At 70.7% G+C, this 15,740-nt stretch carries 16 protein-coding genes and 1 pseudogene; 16 read left to right on the plus strand and 1 reads right to left on the minus strand.

Translation table 11 applies throughout. From position 1 onward, the window contains the following. Positions 1-16 precede the first annotated feature (16 nt). The 11 genes and pseudogenes from lepB (ABZT74_RS16385) (at position 17) to ABZT74_RS16435 (ending at position 9,808) form a co-directional block, all read left to right on the plus strand. Entirely contained in the window at positions 17-733 is a 717-nt protein-coding gene (lepB, locus tag ABZT74_RS16385) for a signal peptidase I (protein WP_356169745.1), read from the plus strand. Then, a pseudogene (lepB, locus tag ABZT74_RS16390) lies at positions 726-1,757 on the plus strand (signal peptidase I); the annotation flags it as partial. The gene lepB (ABZT74_RS16385) and the pseudogene lepB (ABZT74_RS16390), both read left to right, overlap by 8 nt. Further along, positions 1,702-2,643, plus strand: a complete 942-nt coding sequence (gene lepB / locus ABZT74_RS16395) for a signal peptidase I (protein ID WP_355867921.1) — start codon at positions 1,702-1,704, stop codon at positions 2,641-2,643. The pseudogene lepB (ABZT74_RS16390) and the gene lepB (ABZT74_RS16395), both read left to right, overlap by 56 nt. 217 nt (positions 2,644-2,860) lie before the next feature. Then, a complete protein-coding gene (lepB, locus tag ABZT74_RS16400) occupies positions 2,861-3,634 on the plus strand; it encodes a signal peptidase I (protein ID WP_356435514.1) in 774 nt (257 codons plus the stop codon). A gap of 13 nt (positions 3,635-3,647) precedes the next feature. Then, positions 3,648-4,172, plus strand: coding sequence for an NUDIX hydrolase (locus ABZT74_RS16405; protein ID WP_356169870.1), 525 nt, complete (start codon positions 3,648-3,650; stop codon positions 4,170-4,172). Between the two features lie 55 nt (positions 4,173-4,227). Further along, positions 4,228-4,536 (plus strand): DUF2469 domain-containing protein, encoded by a 309-nt coding sequence (locus ABZT74_RS16410; protein WP_003965949.1) that lies wholly within the window; start codon positions 4,228-4,230, stop codon positions 4,534-4,536. A gap of 260 nt (positions 4,537-4,796) precedes the next feature. Then, positions 4,797-5,228, plus strand: a complete 432-nt coding sequence (locus tag ABZT74_RS16415) for a YraN family protein (RefSeq protein ID WP_356169750.1) — start codon at positions 4,797-4,799, stop codon at positions 5,226-5,228. Between the two features lies 1 nt (position 5,229). After that, positions 5,230-6,855, plus strand: coding sequence for a YifB family Mg chelatase-like AAA ATPase (locus ABZT74_RS16420; RefSeq protein WP_356169753.1), 1,626 nt, complete (start codon positions 5,230-5,232; stop codon positions 6,853-6,855). Beyond that, complete coding sequence (gene dprA / locus ABZT74_RS16425; protein ID WP_356435517.1) at positions 6,852-7,997, plus strand: DNA-processing protein DprA; 1,146 nt, start codon at positions 6,852-6,854, stop codon at positions 7,995-7,997. The genes ABZT74_RS16420 and dprA overlap by 4 nt, the downstream gene beginning before the upstream one ends. Positions 7,998-8,266: 269 nt before the next feature. Further along, positions 8,267-9,109: an RNA polymerase sigma factor WhiG gene (whiG, locus tag ABZT74_RS16430; protein WP_355867936.1), complete on the plus strand. Its 843-nt coding sequence runs from the start codon at positions 8,267-8,269 to the stop codon at positions 9,107-9,109. 141 nt (positions 9,110-9,250) lie between these two features. Further along, the gene (locus tag ABZT74_RS16435; protein WP_355868205.1) at positions 9,251-9,808 is read left to right on the plus strand and encodes a helix-turn-helix domain-containing protein; all 558 of its coding nucleotides are present in this window, start codon (positions 9,251-9,253) and stop codon (positions 9,806-9,808) included. A gap of 33 nt (positions 9,809-9,841) precedes the next feature. Here ABZT74_RS16435 and ABZT74_RS16440 read toward each other — a convergent pair whose 3' ends face one another. Next, positions 9,842-10,324: a M23 family metallopeptidase gene (locus ABZT74_RS16440; RefSeq protein WP_356435616.1), complete on the minus strand. Its 483-nt coding sequence runs from the start codon at positions 10,322-10,324 to the stop codon at positions 9,842-9,844. A gap of 689 nt (positions 10,325-11,013) precedes the next feature. On the opposite strand from ABZT74_RS16440, the gene rpsB reads away from it, so the two are divergent. The 5 genes from rpsB to ABZT74_RS16465 all read left to right on the plus strand — a co-directional run bounded on the left by rpsB (position 11,014) and on the right by ABZT74_RS16465 (position 15,715). Then, positions 11,014-11,961, plus strand: a complete 948-nt coding sequence (gene rpsB, locus ABZT74_RS16445; protein ID WP_355867939.1) for a 30S ribosomal protein S2 — start codon at positions 11,014-11,016, stop codon at positions 11,959-11,961. A gap of 96 nt (positions 11,962-12,057) precedes the next feature. Continuing rightward, complete coding sequence (gene tsf / locus ABZT74_RS16450; protein ID WP_355867942.1) at positions 12,058-12,894, plus strand: translation elongation factor Ts; 837 nt, start codon at positions 12,058-12,060, stop codon at positions 12,892-12,894. Positions 12,895-13,076: 182 nt separating this feature from the next. Continuing rightward, positions 13,077-13,847, plus strand: a complete 771-nt coding sequence (gene pyrH, locus ABZT74_RS16455; protein WP_355867945.1) for a UMP kinase — start codon at positions 13,077-13,079, stop codon at positions 13,845-13,847. A 171-nt stretch (positions 13,848-14,018) separates the two neighbouring features. Then, positions 14,019-14,576, plus strand: a complete 558-nt coding sequence (gene frr, locus ABZT74_RS16460; RefSeq protein ID WP_355867948.1) for a ribosome recycling factor — start codon at positions 14,019-14,021, stop codon at positions 14,574-14,576. Continuing rightward, complete coding sequence (locus ABZT74_RS16465; RefSeq protein WP_356169774.1) at positions 14,576-15,715, plus strand: phosphatidate cytidylyltransferase; 1,140 nt, start codon at positions 14,576-14,578, stop codon at positions 15,713-15,715. The genes frr and ABZT74_RS16465 overlap by 1 nt, the downstream gene beginning before the upstream one ends. Positions 15,716-15,740 lie beyond the last annotated feature (25 nt).

A 15,740-nucleotide genomic window follows, 5' to 3' on the forward strand; every position in this document is an offset into this window, starting at 1 on the left:
ATAGCATCTGGCCCCGATGGACACCGAAGCACAGCACGTGGAGCGCGACCGCTCCTCCCGCCCTTCCGCCTCCGAGGAGATCTCGGACACGGAGCGGCCGGAGGGACGGTCGCGTTTCGCGTTGGCGGGCCGGGCCGCCGAGTGGCTCCCGGGCGGGTGGATCACCCTGACGCTGCTGGTCTGTCTCGTCTTCCTGCTCCTGGTCAGCCGCTTCGTGATGCAGCCGTTCCAGATTCCCAGCGGCTCCATGGAGTCCGGATTGAGGATCGGGGACCGCGTTCTCGTAAATAAGTTGGCGTACCGTTTCGGTTCCGAACCGCGGCGGGGCGACGTCGTCGTGTTCGACGGCACCGGTTTTTTCGGGAGCGCAGACTACGTCAAGCGCGTTGTGGGGGTAGGGGGAGACCACGTGGTCTGCTGCGACAGGGAGGGGAGACTCGAGGTGAACGACCGGTCGGTCGACGAGTCGGCGTTTCTCCACCGGGGCGACAGCCCCTCGGACGTGCCCTTCGACGTCCTCGTGCCCGACGGCTCGCTCTTCGTCCTCGGTGACCACCGCAGCCGCTCCAGCGACTCCCGCGACCATCTGGGCTCGCCGGGCGGCGGCATGATCCCTGTCGGTGACGTCATCGGCCGGGCCGACTGGATCGCCTGGCCCGCCGGTCACTGGACCCGGCTGACCCGCCCCGACGCCTACGCGCGCGTGCCCGCCGCCGGCGGTGTCCATGGGTAACCGCGGACGGCCTCGTGGAGCCCCCACGAGCGCCATGGAGAACCTGCTGCCCACGGGCACCCGGCGTGCCTCCGGAGGAGCCGCCCGTCCCAGCAGGGTGGAGCGGCGCAAGCTCGCCCGCAAGATCAAGCGGCGCAGACGGCGCTCCGCGGCCAAGGAGATACCCCTCCTCGTCGGCGTCGCCGTGCTCATCGCCCTGGTCCTCAAGACCTTTCTCGTCCAGGCCTTCGTGATCCCGTCGGGTTCGATGGAGAACACGATCCAGATCGGCGACCGTGTCCTGGTCGACAAGTTCACCCCGTGGTTCGGCTCCGAGCCCTCGCGCGGTGACGTCGTCGTCTTCAAGGACCCCGGTGGGTGGCTCACCGCCGAGGAGACCAAGAAGAAGGACGACCCCGTGGTCGTCAAGCAGTTCAAGCAGGGGCTGACCTTCATCGGCCTGCTGCCGTCCGACAACGAGAAGGACCTCATCAAGCGGGTCGTCGGCGTCGGCGGCGACACGGTCAAGTGCTGCGACGCGCAGGGCCGGGTGACCGTGAACGGCGTCCCGCTGACCGAGCCGTACATCTTCGCGGGCGACAAACCGTCCGACTTCGCCTTCGAGGTCAAGGTGCCCGAGGGGCGGCTGTTCGTGCTCGGCGACCACCGGGGCAACTCCGCGGACTCCCGTTACCACCGGACCGACAAGTTCAGCGGTACCGTCTCCGAGAAGTCGATCGTGGGCCGGGCCATGATCATCGGATGGCCCATCGGTCACTGGACCCGACTGCGCGAGCCGAGCACGTTTTCGACCGTGGCCGACGCGCCTGGAGCGTCGACCGTCGCCTCGGTGCTGTCGCATAGGGTGGCCCCTGCGGATCCAGACGGATTGACCCCGCTCCCGAGCCCTGCGGAACTCCCGCTCGTTATGGGAGTGGTGGGCCTGCGCCGAATACGGCGCGGGCGGCGGCACGGAGTGAGGAGTGGATGTGGGGGATGTGGCGGTCGGCGCACGGTCCGGACACGATGGTCCCGAAGGGCAGCCGGAGCGGCCCGACGATGCGGCTGCCCCCGGCGTAGAGGACGGGTCGGGTTCCGGCGGTGGTTCCGAGGGCGGTGACGCCTCGACCGGGCGTTCCGAGCAGGACCCGCAGTCCAGGAAGCAGCGCTCCTTCTGGAAGGAGCTGCCGATCCTGATCGGCATCGCCCTGGTGCTCGCGCTGCTCATCAAGACGTTCCTGGTGCAGGCGTTCTCGATCCCGTCGGACTCGATGCAGAACACGCTCCAGCAGGGTGACCGTGTCCTGGTCGACAAGCTGACCCCGTGGTTCGGTTCGGAGCCGGAGCGCGGCGAGGTCGTCGTCTTCCACGACCCCGACAACTGGCTGGCGGGCGAGCCGACGGCCGACCCGAATGCCTTGCAGACCTTCCTCAGCTGGATCGGCCTGATGCCGTCCGCGGAGGAGAAGGACCTGATCAAGCGCGTCATCGGCGTCGGCGGCGACACCATCGAGTGCAAGGGCACCGGCCCGCTCACGGTCAACGGCAAGGCACTGAACGAGGCGTCGTACGTGTACGCCGGGAACACCCCGTGCAGCCAGGACGACGAGGGCGGCCAGTTCAAGGTCAAGGTCCCCAAGGGCATGATCTGGGTGATGGGCGACCACCGCCAGAACTCGCGGGACTCCCGCTACAACCAGGCCGACAAGCACCACGGCATGGTCCCCGTCGACGACGTCGTCGGCCGTGCCGTCGTCAAGGCCTGGCCGATCAACCGCTGGGGCACCCTTCCCGTCCCGGACACCTTCGACCAGTCCGGCCTGAACGCCAAGGCGGCCGCCGGGGTCACGGCGCCCGCTGCCGTCGCCCTCGTCGGCGCGGTGCCGCTCGTGCTGGTGCGCCGCAAGCGCAAGGCGTCCAAGGACGACTGACGACCGAGTCGTCTCCGGCCTTCGGGGCCGGTCGCTCCGGATCTCCCCGGAGCGACCGGCCCCTGCTCGTTCCGGTAGCCCGCTGGCCGGCGGGCGTCCCCCGTCACCCCGCGTACAGGCGATCGGCACAGGTCGTCCACATCGGTGCCCGGGGCCGTGATCGTTGTCCGAACCATGGGCTGACCGCGGACCGTACCCCCGGGTAGGGTGCGGACCCATGGGTGGCGAGAGCGCAACACGTACGGCCCCGCGCAGCGGTGGCGCGGCCAGGGACCAGGCGGGCAGCAAGGTCGGACAGCGGTTGTCCGGGCTGGCCGTCGGGCTGGGCCTGGTGCTGTTCCTCGGAGGGTTCGCCTGGGGAGCGGTGGTGTACCTGCCGTACACCGTGCCCACCAGCTCGATGGCGCCGACGATCAACGTGGGCGACCGCGTCCTCGCGCAGCGCGTCGACGGGAGCGAGGTCCGCCGCGGCGACGTCGTCGTCTTCAAGGACAAGGCGTGGGTCACCAACGCGTCCGTGGTCAAGCGCGTGGTCGCCGTCGGCGGTGACACGGTCTCCTGCTGCACCAACGGCAAGCTGACCGTCAACGGCAAGCAGATGGACGAGCCGTACCTTCCCGAGGGCAGCCTCGCCGAGATCACCAACTTCCCCACCGTGAAGGTCCCCAAGGGCCGTCTCTTCCTGCTCGGCGACGAGCGACAGGGCTCCCTCGACTCCACCGCGCACCTGTCGGACGCGGCCAGCGGCACCGTGGCGCGCAGCGCCGTGTCGGCCAGGGTGGACGCCATCGCCTGGCCCATGGACGGCATGCTCGAACGCCCCAGCGGTTTCGCGACGCTCGGTCCCCTGTCCCAGCCGGGCCCGCTCCGCATGATCGTCGCCGCGGTGATCGCCGGTGCCGTGTTCGTGCTGGGCGGCGCCGCCTACGGGCCCATCGCCAAGCGGGCGGGCCGCTCCCGTGCGAAGACGGGCTCCGCCGGTGTCCGCTGAGCCGGCGGACCCGGTGTCCGCCCAGCCCGCGGGCGACGGCGAGGAAACGCACGAGGGCGGTCTGCGCAAGGTCGCCCGGGTCGTCCTGCTCGACCCGCAGGACCGGATCCTCCTCCTGCACGGACACGAACCGGACGATCCCGCGGACGACTGGTGGTTCACTCCCGGCGGCGGTCTGGAGGGGGACGAGACCCGGGAGCAGGCCGCGCTGCGGGAACTCCTGGAGGAGACCGGTATCACGGAGGTCGAGCTGGGCCCGGTGCTGTGGCGCCGGATCTGCGCGTTCTCCTTCGCCGGCCGGCGCTGGCACCAGGACGAGTGGTACTTCCTGGCGCGCACGACCCAGACGACCACGGCCGCCACGGCACTGACCGACCTGGAACGGCGCAGCGTCGCCGGAGCGCGCTGGTGGACGTGCCGGGAACTGGCCGAGGCACATGAGACGGTGTATCCGACCAAGCTCGCCGGGCTGCTCCGCAGGGTGCTCGACGAGGGTCCTCCGGCCACGCCCGAGATCCTCGACACGGAAATCGTCTAGGGGCTCCCGGGGCTGGCGCACAATAGGGGGACGCACGGCTGAAGGGGAACATGCCATGAGCGCCGAGGACCTCGAGAAGTACGAGACCGAGATGGAGCTGAAGCTCTATCGGGAGTACCGCGACGTCGTCGGTCTGTTCAAATATGTGATCGAGACCGAACGGCGCTTCTACCTCACCAACGACTACGAGATGCAGGTGCACTCGGTCCAGGGCGAGGTGTTTTTCGAGGTGTCCATGGCGGACGCCTGGGTGTGGGACATGTACCGGCCCGCTCGCTTCGTGAAGCAGGTACGCGTCCTGACATTCAAGGACGTGAACATCGAGGAACTGAACAAGAGCGATCTGGAGCTGCCGGGCGGCTGACTCGGAGGCGGCCGGGCGGCTGACTGACGGGCCGGACGCGCGACGGACCGGTAGGGCCGGGAACCAACGGGTTCCCGGCCTTCGTGCTTCCCGGGGACTGCCGCAAGCTCGCCGCGAGCCCTCCCGGACCGTCCGGGTCAGGTGGGAGCACGGCCGTCACGCCTGCGGGTGACGGACTTTTCCACAGTCACGCACCTGTCCACCAAGATCCACAAGCTGCGCGGCGCGGCCTCAGTGTGGGTGCCGGAGGTGGTGCCGACATGAAGACGACCGAGGCACGGAACGACGCACGCAAGGACACACGGAACGACGCCCGCAAGGACACACGGAACGACGCACGGATCGCCCTGGGCAGGTACGGCGAGGATCTGGCCGCACGGCGGCTGACCGGGACCGGCATGACGGTTCTGGCACGCAACTGGCGGTGCGGCAGGACGGGCGAGGTAGACATCGTGGCGCGCGACGGCGACGCGCTCGTCCTCTGCGAGGTCAAGACCCGCAGGGCCGGCACGTTCCAGCACCCGATGGCGGCCGTGACACCGGCCAAGGCCCTGCGGTTGAGGGGCCTCGCCGAGCGCTGGCTTCAGGAACACGGAGGGGCCCCACCGGGCGGTGTCCGCATCGACCTGATCGGCATCGTCCTCCCCGACCGCGGCGCACCCGTGGTCGAGCACGCGCGGGGGGTGGCCTGAGATGGGCTTCGCGCGTACGTGTTCGGTGGCCCTGGTGGGTGTGGAAGGCGTCGTCGTCGAGGTCCAGGCTGACCTGGAGCCGGGTGTCGCGGCGTTCACCCTGGTGGGGCTCCCCGACAAGAGCCTGACGGAGAGCCGGGACCGGGTCCGGGCCGCGGTCGTGAACTCCGGCGCCGCCTGGCCGCAGAAGAAGCTGACGGTGGGGCTCAGCCCGGCCTCTGTGCCGAAAGGCGGTTCGGGGTTCGATCTCGCCGTCGCCTGCGCGGTGCTGGGTGCCTCCGAGCGGATCGATCCCCGGGTGCTCGCCGACATCGTGATGATCGGAGAGCTCGGGCTCGACGGCCGGGTGCGGCCGGTCCGCGGGATCCTCCCGGCGGTGCTGGCGGCGGCGGACGCGGGGTACGTGCAGGTGGTCGTCCCCGAGTGCGCCGCGGCCGAGGCGTCACTGGTGCCAGGGGTCTCGGTGCTGGGCGTCCGCAGCCTGCGCCAGCTCATCGCGGTGCTCGCCGACGAGCCGGTGCCCGAGGAGGACCCCGACGAACAGGGCCGCCCCGATCCGCTGCTCGCGGGCCTCCGCGTCCCCGGGACGGGCGAGGCCACCGGCCTGTGCGGCATCGCCGTCCCGGAACACGACCAGGGGCACGATCTCGCCGATGTCGTGGGCCAGTTGTCGGCCCGCACGGCGATGGAGGTCGCGGCGGCCGGAGGACACCACGTCTTCCTGCAGGGTCCACCGGGGGCGGGCAAGACGATGCTCGCCGAGCGGATGCCGTCCCTCATGCCGCGGCTGTCCCGGCAGGAATCCCTGGAGGTGACGGCGATCCATTCCGTGGCCGGCCTGCTCCCACCCGGCAAACCGATGGTCGACATCGCCCCGTACTGCGCGCCGCACCACTCCGCGACCATGCAGTCCCTCGTCGGCGGCGGCAAGGGCCTCGCGCGGCCCGGAGCGGTGTCCCTGGCGCATCGCGGGATCCTCTTCCTCGACGAGGCACCGGAGTTCAGCGGCTTCGTGCTCGACGCCCTGCGCCAGCCGCTGGAAGCGGGACACGTGGTGATCGCGCGCAGCGCCGGCGTGGTGCGGTTCCCCGCGAAGTTCCTGATGGTGCTGGCCGCCAACCCCTGTCCCTGCGGCCGCTTCAGCGTGACGAACGACTACTGCGAATGCCCGCCCTCCGCCATCCGCCGCTACCAGGCACGGCTGTCCGGACCACTGCTCGACCGGGTCGACCTGCGCGTCGAGGTGGAGCCCGTCACCCGGTCCGAGCTGACCGCGCGGGGTGCTGAGGGCGAGTCCACCAAGACGGTCGCCGAGCGGGTGCGGGCCGCCCGCGAGCGGGCCACCGCCCGCTTCACGGGGACGCCCTGGCACACCAACAGCGAGGTTCCGGGGCGGGAACTGCGCAGCCGGTGGCAGGCGGTGCCGGGGGCGATGGACGAGACCGAGCGGAGCCTGGAGCGCGGACTGCTCACGGCCCGGGGCCTCGACCGGGTGCTCCGCGTCGCGTGGACGGTCGCGGACCTGTCGGGACACGACCGTCCCGACGCCGGTGACGTGGCCCTCGCCCTCCAGCTGCGCACCGGCGTCCCACGCGGGGTGCCGATGGCGATCGGCTCACCGGTATGACGGACGACGAGCGCACGGCCCGCGTCACCCTCTCCCGGGTCGTCGAACCGGGCGACGAGGTCTGCGGACGCTGGGTCCGGGAGATCGGGGCCCGGGAAGCCCTGCGGTGGCTGTCCGAGGGTGATCGGCAGCCGCGCGGGATGACGGACACCCGGTGGGCGGGCCTGCGGGCGAGAGCCGAGCGGGCCGACCCGGAGGGCGATCTCGCCCGGGCACGGGAGGCCGGGGTGCGGTTCGTCTGCCCCGGCGACTCCGAATGGCCGGCGCAACTGGACGACCTCGGGGACGGACGGCCCCTCGGGCTGTGGGTCCGGGGGCTGTCCAGCCTGCGGATATGGGCGCTGCGGTCGGTCGCCGTCGTCGGCGCCCGGGCCTGCACCGAGTACGGCGCGCACATGGCGGCCACCCTCGGCGCCGGGCTCGCGGAGCGGGGCTGGGTCGTGGTGTCCGGCGGCGCCTACGGGGTGGACGGTGCCGCGCACCGAGGCGCCCTCGGCGCGGGCGGCGCCACCGTCGCCGTGCTGGCCTGCGGGGTCGACCGCCCCTACCCGCGCGGCCACACCCAGTTGATCACCAGGATCGCGGAACAGGGGCTGGTGATCGGGGAGTTGCCGCCCGGTGACCATCCCACGCCGAGCAGATTCATCCTCCGCAACCGGGTCATCGCGGCGCTCACCCGCGGCACCGTGGTCGTCGAGGCGGCGTATCGCAGCGGTGCGCTCGTCACCGCCCGCGCGGCACAGCGGCTGGGGCGGTTCACCATGGGAGTGCCGGGCCCGGCCACCAGCTCGCTCTCCGCGGGGGTGCACGAACTGCTGCGCGGAGAAGCGGTTCTGGTCACCGACGCCGCGGAAGTCGCCGAACTGGTCGGTGACATGGGTGAGCTGGCTCCCGACCGTCGCGGACCCGTGGTGCCGCGCGATCTCCTGTCCCCGGGCGCCCAGCGCGTCCTGGCCGCCCTGCCGGCGCGGCGCCCCGCGGCCGTCGACGAGATCGCCCGCGGGGCCGCCACCACCACGGACGACGCGGTCGGGAGACTGTACGAACTCCGAGCACTTGGATTCGTCGAACGACACGGCGACGGCTGGAAGTTGACACGCCAGGCGTCGACCTCCGTCCGCGATGACCGGGAGGGCCGCTGACCGAGCGTGTTCGGCCGTCCGGGGGAACGCCGACGCCCTTGCGGATTCCCGCAGTTGGCGGATCCCCGTGGTCACGCAGGGCGACCGGCGGGATGCCGGGAGCCGGCTCGCGGAACCCCTCCGCGTCCGGGTGACAGCACTCTCTTCGCACACTGCGACTGTCCAGTCACGCTACGCTCACGAGGATCCGACGCAGGCCCACCCATCTCGGCACGAGGCCGACAGGCACCCAGGCACCCAGTTCACGGCAGAACGGCACAAGGCGACGAATGCCCCAGCACACCTCCGGGTCCGACCGGACGGCCATCCCGCCAGCCGCCCGCGACGGCGGCAGCGTGCGCCCGCCCGCTCCCTCGACACTCGACGAGCTGTGGCGGTCGTACAAGTCGACCGGTGACGAGCGGCTGCGCGAGCAGTTGATCCTGCACTACTCGCCGCTGGTGAAGTACGTCGCGGGCCGGGTCAGCGTGGGCCTGCCGGCCAACGTCGAACAGGCCGACTTCGTCTCGTCCGGGGTGTTCGGGCTGATCGACGCGATCGAGAAGTTCGACATCGAGCGCGAGATCAAGTTCGAGACGTACGCGATCACCCGGATCCGGGGCGCCATGATCGACGAACTGCGCGCCCTCGACTGGATCCCGCGGTCGGTCCGGCAGAAGGCGCGCAACGTCGAGCGCGCCTACGCCACGCTGGAGGCCCGGCTCAGACGCACCCCCTCGGAGACGGAGGTGGCCTCCGAGCTGGGCATCGCGGTGGAGGAACTGCATGCGGTGTTCAGCCAGTTGTCGCTGGCCAACGTGGTCGCCCTGGAGGAACTGCTGCATGCCGGCGGTGAGGGCGGCGACCGGCTGAGTCTGATGGACACCCTGGAGGACACCGCCGCCGACAACCCGGTCGAGGTCGCCGAGGACCGGGAACTGCGCAGACTCCTGGCACGCGCGATCAACACCCTCCCCGACCGGGAGAAGACCGTCGTCACGCTCTACTACTACGAGGGACTGACCCTCGCGGAGATCGGTAACGTCCTCGGCGTGACGGAGAGCCGGGTCAGTCAGATCCACACCAAATCCGTACTTCAGCTGCGCGCCAAGCTGGCCAGTTTCGGGCGCTGACCAGGGCGTTCATCCACCCCCGGACAACCTGGGACCGGGGCCCCGGGACCGCGTGCCGCCCGGCGGGGTGGGCGGAGTGGCTCCCGTACGCGGCGGAGCGTCCGTAGAGTGGTTGACGTGCCAAGGATTCGAGCGGCCTCCGTGGCCGAGCACCGGTCGATGCAGCGAGCCGCCCTGCTGGACGCTGCGCGCTCCCTGCTGTCCGAGGGCGGGACGGAGGCGCTGACCTTCCCGGCGTTGGCCGAGCGCACGGGGCTCGCGCGGTCCTCCGTGTACGAGTACTTCCGCTCCCGGGCCGCCGTGGTCGAGGAACTCTGCGAGGTCGACTTCCCCGTCTGGGCCGCCGAGGTCTCCTCCGCCATGGCCGCCGCCGAGGGCCCCGAGGGCAAGGTCGAGGCGTATGTGCGCCGGCAACTCGTCCTCGTCGGGGACCGGCGGCACCGCGCGGTGGTCGCCATCTCCGCCAGCGAACTCGACGCGGGCGCCCGGGAGAAGATCCGGGCCGCGCACGGCGGGCTCGTCACGATGATCGGCGAGGCGCTGGCCGCCATGGGCCACGCCGAGCCGCGGCTCGCCGCGATGCTGCTGCAGGGCGTGGTCGACGCCGCCGTGCGCCGTATCGAGCTGGGCGCCGCCGAGGACCCCACCGCGATCACCGAGGCGGCCGTCTCGATGGCCCTGCGAGGCGTCCGCGGCTGACCCGCGCCGACCGGGCACCGCGGGTGCCCGGTGTCAGTGCTCCACGCGAGATCCGTCGAGCGGCAGCAGGCGGGACGGGCCGAGGCCCAGGAGCCAGGGTGGCAGCAGCGACAGCGGGTTCAGGTAGGCCGTGCCTCTGAGCAGGCCCCAGTGCAGACAGGGCGTCGGCCCGCAGTGCGCGTCGCGCGTCGCCTCCACCGTCCCGAGAACCGCGCCCGCGAGGACCTCCTCGCCTTTGCGCACCGAAGCCCGCACCGGGCCGTACGTCGTGCGCAGCGGAGGCGACCCGGTGCCCGCCAGTTCCACGGAGACGACGCCTCGGCCCGCGACCCGGCCGGCGAAGGACACCCTGCCCGGGGCGACGGCACGCACCGGAGTGCCGGGAGCGGCTTCGAGGTCGACGCCGCGATGACCCCGGGAGTAGGCCGTCGCCGGCGGCTCCCAGCCCCGTACGACCGGAGGACGGACCCCCACCGGCCAGGTGCGGGCGATCGCCGGGACGGCGGGGTCGGCCACGGGAGGAGTGACGGGTCCGGCGGGCGCCGGTGCGGTGGAGCCGGCTCCTGAAGGGAGCCCGGCGTCGGCATCGGCGTCGGCGTCGGACAGGTCCGCCGGACCGGCCTCCGGCGGGTCGCCGGGATCGGCGCGAGAGGGGTCGGCGGACCCGGCGGCCTCGTCGGCCTCGGACGTGATCGGGCCGGCCGTCCCGGGGCGGGAGACCTGGATCGGCGGTGCGGGACCGACTCCCTGGGGCGAGGTCGCCGCGGACGTCAGGGTCAGGAGCAGCGGCCCGGCAGTCCGCCCAGAGGCCGAGGCCAGGGCCCGGGCCGGAGTCGGCGCCGGCGCGGGGGCGGCGGGGGTCGGGACGCCCGGGACGGTCAGGGCCAGGCCGAGGAGAAGGCACGGCCACGTACGCACACATCGGTTCGCTCGCATGCGGAAACCGTCCCGCACCGAGCGGATCACGGCAGGGATCTGTGGAGTACCGGCCGGTTGTGGACAGGGGCGTCACCCGGCCCCTCTCGGGTCCCGTACACTTCTGGTGGCGATTCGGGTCACCGAGTCGACTTCGCACGCCCCGACATCTGGTCTTCAGTACCGGTGTCAGCGCCTCTCGGTCCTTTGTGGCACGGCGCATCGCGGGCGTCAGGAGCGAGTGCCGTCCGGCACACGCGGTACAACCGAGAAAACCTAGGAGAACGGCCATGGCCGTCGTCACGATGCGGGAGCTGCTGGAAAGCGGCGTCCACTTCGGTCACCAGACCCGTCGTTGGAACCCGAAGATGAAGCGCTTCATCTTCACGGAGCGCAACGGCATCTACATCATCGACCTGCTCCAGTCGCTGTCGTACATCGACCGCGCCTACGAGTTCGTCAAGGAGACCGTCGCCCACGGCGGCACGGTCATGTTCGTCGGCACGAAGAAGCAGGCGCAGGAGGCCATCGCGGAGCAGGCCACCCGCGTCGGCATGCCTTACGTCAACCAGCGCTGGCTGGGCGGCATGCTCACCAACTTCTCGACCGTCTACAAGCGTCTGCAGCGCCTCAAGGAGCTCGAGCAGATCGACTTCGAGGACGTCGCCGCTTCGGGTCTCACCAAGAAGGAGCTTCTCGTGCTCTCGCGCGAGAAGGCCAAGCTGGAGAAGACCCTCGGTGGTATCCGCGAGATGCAGAAGGTGCCCAGCGCCGTCTGGATCGTGGACACCAAGAAGGAGCACATCGCGGTCGGTGAGGCCCGGAAGCTCAACATCCCGGTCGTCGCCATCCTCGACACCAACTGTGACCCCGACGAGGTCGACTACAAGATCCCGGGCAACGACGACGCGATCCGCTCCGTCACCCTGCTCACCCGCGTGATCGCCGACGCCGTCGCCGAGGGCCTCATCTCCCGTTCCGGCGCCGGCAAGGCCGCCGAGGGTGACAAGGCCGCCGGCGAGCCGCTGGCCGCGTGGGAGCGCGACCTGCTCGAGGGCGAGAAGAAGGCCGACGAGCCCGAGGTCCAGACCTCCGCCGAGACGGAGAAGGTCGCCGACGCCGAGCAGGCCGACGCGCCCGCCGCCGAGGCTGAGGCCGTCGAGGCCCCCGCCGCCGAGGCCGAGGTCACCGAGGCGCCCGCCGCCGAGGCCCCCGCCGCGGACGCCGAGCAGGCCTGACCCCTCACCCTTTCGGGTTGCTGAACGGCGGGGGCCCACAAAGCCCCCGCCGTTCGTCCCGTAGATCTTCAGACTTCGAGAGAGATTCCAGGAATCATGGCGAACTACACCGCCGCCGACGTCAAGAAGCTCCGTGAGCTCACCGGCGCCGGCATGATGGACTGCAAGAAGGCACTGGACGAGGCCGACGGCAGCGTCGACAAGGCCGTCGAGGCTCTGCGCATCAAGGGTCAGAAGGGCGTCGCCAAGCGCGAGGGCCGCTCCGCCGAGAACGGCGCCGTGGTCTCCGTCATCGCTGACGACAACACCGCCGGTGTCCTGGTCGAGCTGAAGTGCGAGACGGACTTCGTCGCCAAGGGCGAGAAGTTCCAGGCCGTCGCCAACCAGATCGCCCAGCACGCCGCCGCCACCTCCCCGGCGGACATCGCCGCGCTCCTCGGCTCCGAGATCGAGCCGGGCAAGACGGTTCAGGCGTTCGTCGACGAGGCCAACGCCAACCTGGGCGAGAAGATCGTCCTGGACCGCTTCGCCCAGTTCTCCGGCGCGTACGTGACCGCGTACATGCACCGCACCATGCCCGACCTGCCCCCGCAGATCGGTGTTCTGGTCGAGCTGGACAAGGCCGACGCCGACCTCGCCAAGGGCATCGCGCAGCACATCGCCGCCTTCGCGCCGAAGTACCTCTCCCGTGAGGACGTTCCGGCCGAGGTCGTCGAGACCGAGCGTCGTGTCGCCGAGGAGACCACCCGCGCCGAGGGCAAGCCCGAGGCCGCCCTCCCCAAGATCGTCGAGGGTCGCGTCAACGGCTTCTTCAAGGAGGCCACCCTCCTCGGTCAGCCGTACGCGCTCGACAACAAGAAGTCCGTCCAGAAGGTCCTGGACGAGGCCGGTGTCACCCTGAAGCGCTTCTCGCGCATCAAGGTCGGCATCTGAGTCCGTACCGCGATCGACGCGCGGCCCCTATAGGGTCGACAGCAGTCGTCCGCGTACGCCGGCACCCACGCGCGTGTGCCGGACGACAGCAGATCTGACGAGGAGGCCATTGCCGAGCACGGGATGCGAACACACCCCACCGGCAATGGCCTTCTTCGTATGTGCACCATGAGGAGATCTCCATGACCACCACCCCGGCCGACAAGGGCGACAAGACCGACGACGGCAAAGGCGCGGGACGCTTTCTGCTGAAGCTTTCCGGCGAGGCGTTCGCCGGTGGCGGCGGACTGGGCGTCGACCCCGACGTGGTGCACAAGATCGCCCGCGAGATCGCGGCCGTCGTGCGCGGCGGAGCCCAGATCGCCGTCGTCATCGGCGGCGGCAACTTCTTCCGCGGCGCCGAACTCCAGCAGCGCGGCATGGACCGGGCCCGTTCCGACTACATGGGCATGCTCGGCACCGTCATGAACTGCCTCGCCCTCCAGGACTTCCTGGAGAAGGAGGGCATCGACAGCCGCGTCCAGACCGCCATCACCATGGGCCAGGTCGCGGAGCCGTACATCCCGCTGCGCGGCGTGCGGCACCTGGAGAAGGGGCGCGTGGTCATCTTCGGCGCCGGCATGGGCATGCCGTACTTCTCCACCGACACCACGGCCGCCCAGCGCGCCCTGGAGATCGACGCCGAGGCGCTCCTGATGGGCAAGAACGGCGTGGACGGCGTCTACGACTCCGACCCGAAGACCAACCCCGGGGCGGTCAAGTTCGACGCCCTCAGCTACAGCGAGGTCATCACCCGGGACCTCAAGGTCGCCGACATGACGGCCATCACGCTGTGCCGGGACAACAAGCTGCCGATCCTGGTCTTCGAGCTCCTGGCGGAGGGCAATATCGCGCGGGCCGTCAAGGGTGAGAAGATCGGCACACTCGTCGGCGACCAGAACGGCCAGGCCTGACGGGGAACGCTCCCGTCCGGGTACGAACCCCGGACGCGGACGGACCCTGACCGGGGGATGGACAATGTCCTGCCGGTCCGGAACCGTGCAGGAACAAGACGCGACGCAGCCGGCCGCCGACCCCGACGAGGAACAGCTGCCGGGCCTACTCAAGACACGCAGGAGCAAGTGGTGATCGAAGAGACCCTCCTCGAGGCCGAGGAGAAGATGGAGAAGGCCGTCGTGGTCGCCAAGGAGGACTTCGCCGCGATCCGCACCGGCCGTGCGCACCCGGCGATGTTCAACAAGATCGTGGCCGACTACTACGGCGCGCTGACGCCGATCAACCAGCTGGCCTCGTTCTCCGTGCCGGAGCCGCGCATGGCCGTGGTGACCCCGTTCGACAAGAGCGCGATGCGCAACATCGAGCAGGCGATCCGCGACTCCGACCTGGGCGTCAACCCCAGCAACGACGGCAACATCATCCGTGTGACCTTCCCCGAGCTGACGGAAGAGCGTCGCAAGGAGTACATCAAGGTCGCGCGGACCAAGGGCGAGGACGCCAAGGTCTCGATCCGTTCCGTACGCCGCAAGGCGAAGGACGCCCTCGACAAGCTCGTCAAGGACAAGGAGTCCGGCGAGGACGAGGTCCGTCGTGCGGAGAAGGAGCTCGACGACACCACGGCGAAGTACGTCGCCCAGGTGGACGAGCTCCTGAAGCACAAGGAAGCGGAGCTGCTCGAGGTCTGATGAACGACTCTTCCTGGGGGGCGCCGCCACAAGCCGGGTACTGGGGGCCGTCCGAGCAGGGGCCTGTCCAGGGGGCAGCCCCGGCGGGTCCCACGTACGATGCGCATGACGCGCAGCACACTCGGCCCATGCCCACCGTGCCCGACGTACCCGCACATGGCGGAGACCAGGATGACGACTCGGGGGCCGCTCGGCCGAGCGGCCCCTTGTTCCACGACGACGCACCGTCGACGGCGCCCTACGGGGATCCGTCGCACAACCCGCAGAGCCCGCAGGAGCCCATGCCCAGCGCCGCCCCCCAGCCCGCCCCCGCACCTCAGAAGAAGAGTGCGGGACGCGACCTGGGCGCGGCCATAGGAGTGGGCGTCGGGCTCGGCGCGGTGATCGTCGCGTCGTTGTTCGTCGTCAAGGCCGTCTTCGTCGGAGTGATAGCGGTCGCCGTGGTGGTGGGGCTCTGGGAGCTCACCTCACGGCTGGAGGAGCGCAAGGGCATCAAGGCGCCCCTGGTGCCGCTCGCGGTCGGCGGGGCGGCCATGGTCGTCTCCGGATACGTGCGGGGCGCCGAGGGCGCGTGGGTCGCCATGGCCCTGACGGCGCTGGCCGTCCTGGTCTGGCGGATGACCGAACCGCCCGAGGGCTACCTCAAGGACGTCACGGCGGGGGTCTTCGCGGCCTTCTACGTGCCGTTCCTGGCGACTTTCGTGGCCATGATGCTCACGGCCGACGACGGTCCGCGCCGCGTCCTGACCTTCCTGCTCCTGACGGTCGTCAGCGACACCGGCGCGTACGCGGTCGGCTGGCGCTTCGGCAAGCACAAGCTGGCGCCGCGCATCAGCCCCGGAAAGACCCGCGAGGGTCTGTTCGGAGCGGTCGGCTTCGCGATGGTCGCGGGTGCGCTGTGCATGCAGTTCCTGATCGACGACGGCACCTGGTGGCAGGGTCTGGTCATCGGCCTCGCGGTCGCGGCCAGCGCCACACTCGGTGACCTCGGCGAGTCGATGATCAAGCGGGACCTCGGCATCAAGGACATGGGCACGCTGCTGCCGGGTCACGGCGGCATCATGGACCGGCTGGACTCGCTCCTGCCGACGGCTCCGGTGGTCTGGCTGCTGCTCGTCCTTTTCGTCGGCTCGGGCTGACCGTCCTTCCGCACCGAACGCGTCT

The organism is Streptomyces sp. NPDC005302, from assembly GCF_040607345.1.
Classification (GTDB): Bacteria; Actinomycetota; Actinomycetes; order Streptomycetales; family Streptomycetaceae; genus Streptomyces.

What these genes read in the sequence shown, in the direction of transcription:
- lepB (WP_356169745.1), top strand. Translation starts at nt 17, where the DNA reads ATGGACACCGAAGCACAGCACGTGGAGCGCGACCGCTCCTCCCGCCCT.
- ABZT74_RS16410 (WP_003965949.1), top strand. Translation starts at nt 4,228, where the DNA reads ATGAGCGCCGAGGACCTCGAGAAGTACGAGACCGAGATGGAGCTGAAG.
- ABZT74_RS16465 (WP_356169774.1), top strand. Translation starts at nt 14,576, where the DNA reads ATGAACGACTCTTCCTGGGGGGCGCCGCCACAAGCCGGGTACTGGGGG.
- rpsB (WP_355867939.1), top strand. Translation starts at nt 11,014, where the DNA reads ATGGCCGTCGTCACGATGCGGGAGCTGCTGGAAAGCGGCGTCCACTTC.
- dprA (WP_356435517.1), top strand. Translation starts at nt 6,852, where the DNA reads ATGACGGACGACGAGCGCACGGCCCGCGTCACCCTCTCCCGGGTCGTC.
- whiG (WP_355867936.1), top strand. Translation starts at nt 8,267, where the DNA reads ATGCCCCAGCACACCTCCGGGTCCGACCGGACGGCCATCCCGCCAGCC.
- ABZT74_RS16415 (WP_356169750.1), top strand. Translation starts at nt 4,797, where the DNA reads ATGAAGACGACCGAGGCACGGAACGACGCACGCAAGGACACACGGAAC.
- lepB (WP_356435514.1), top strand. Translation starts at nt 2,861, where the DNA reads ATGGGTGGCGAGAGCGCAACACGTACGGCCCCGCGCAGCGGTGGCGCG.
- tsf (WP_355867942.1), top strand. Translation starts at nt 12,058, where the DNA reads ATGGCGAACTACACCGCCGCCGACGTCAAGAAGCTCCGTGAGCTCACC.
- pyrH (WP_355867945.1), top strand. Translation starts at nt 13,077, where the DNA reads ATGACCACCACCCCGGCCGACAAGGGCGACAAGACCGACGACGGCAAA.
- ABZT74_RS16420 (WP_356169753.1), top strand. Translation starts at nt 5,230, where the DNA reads ATGGGCTTCGCGCGTACGTGTTCGGTGGCCCTGGTGGGTGTGGAAGGC.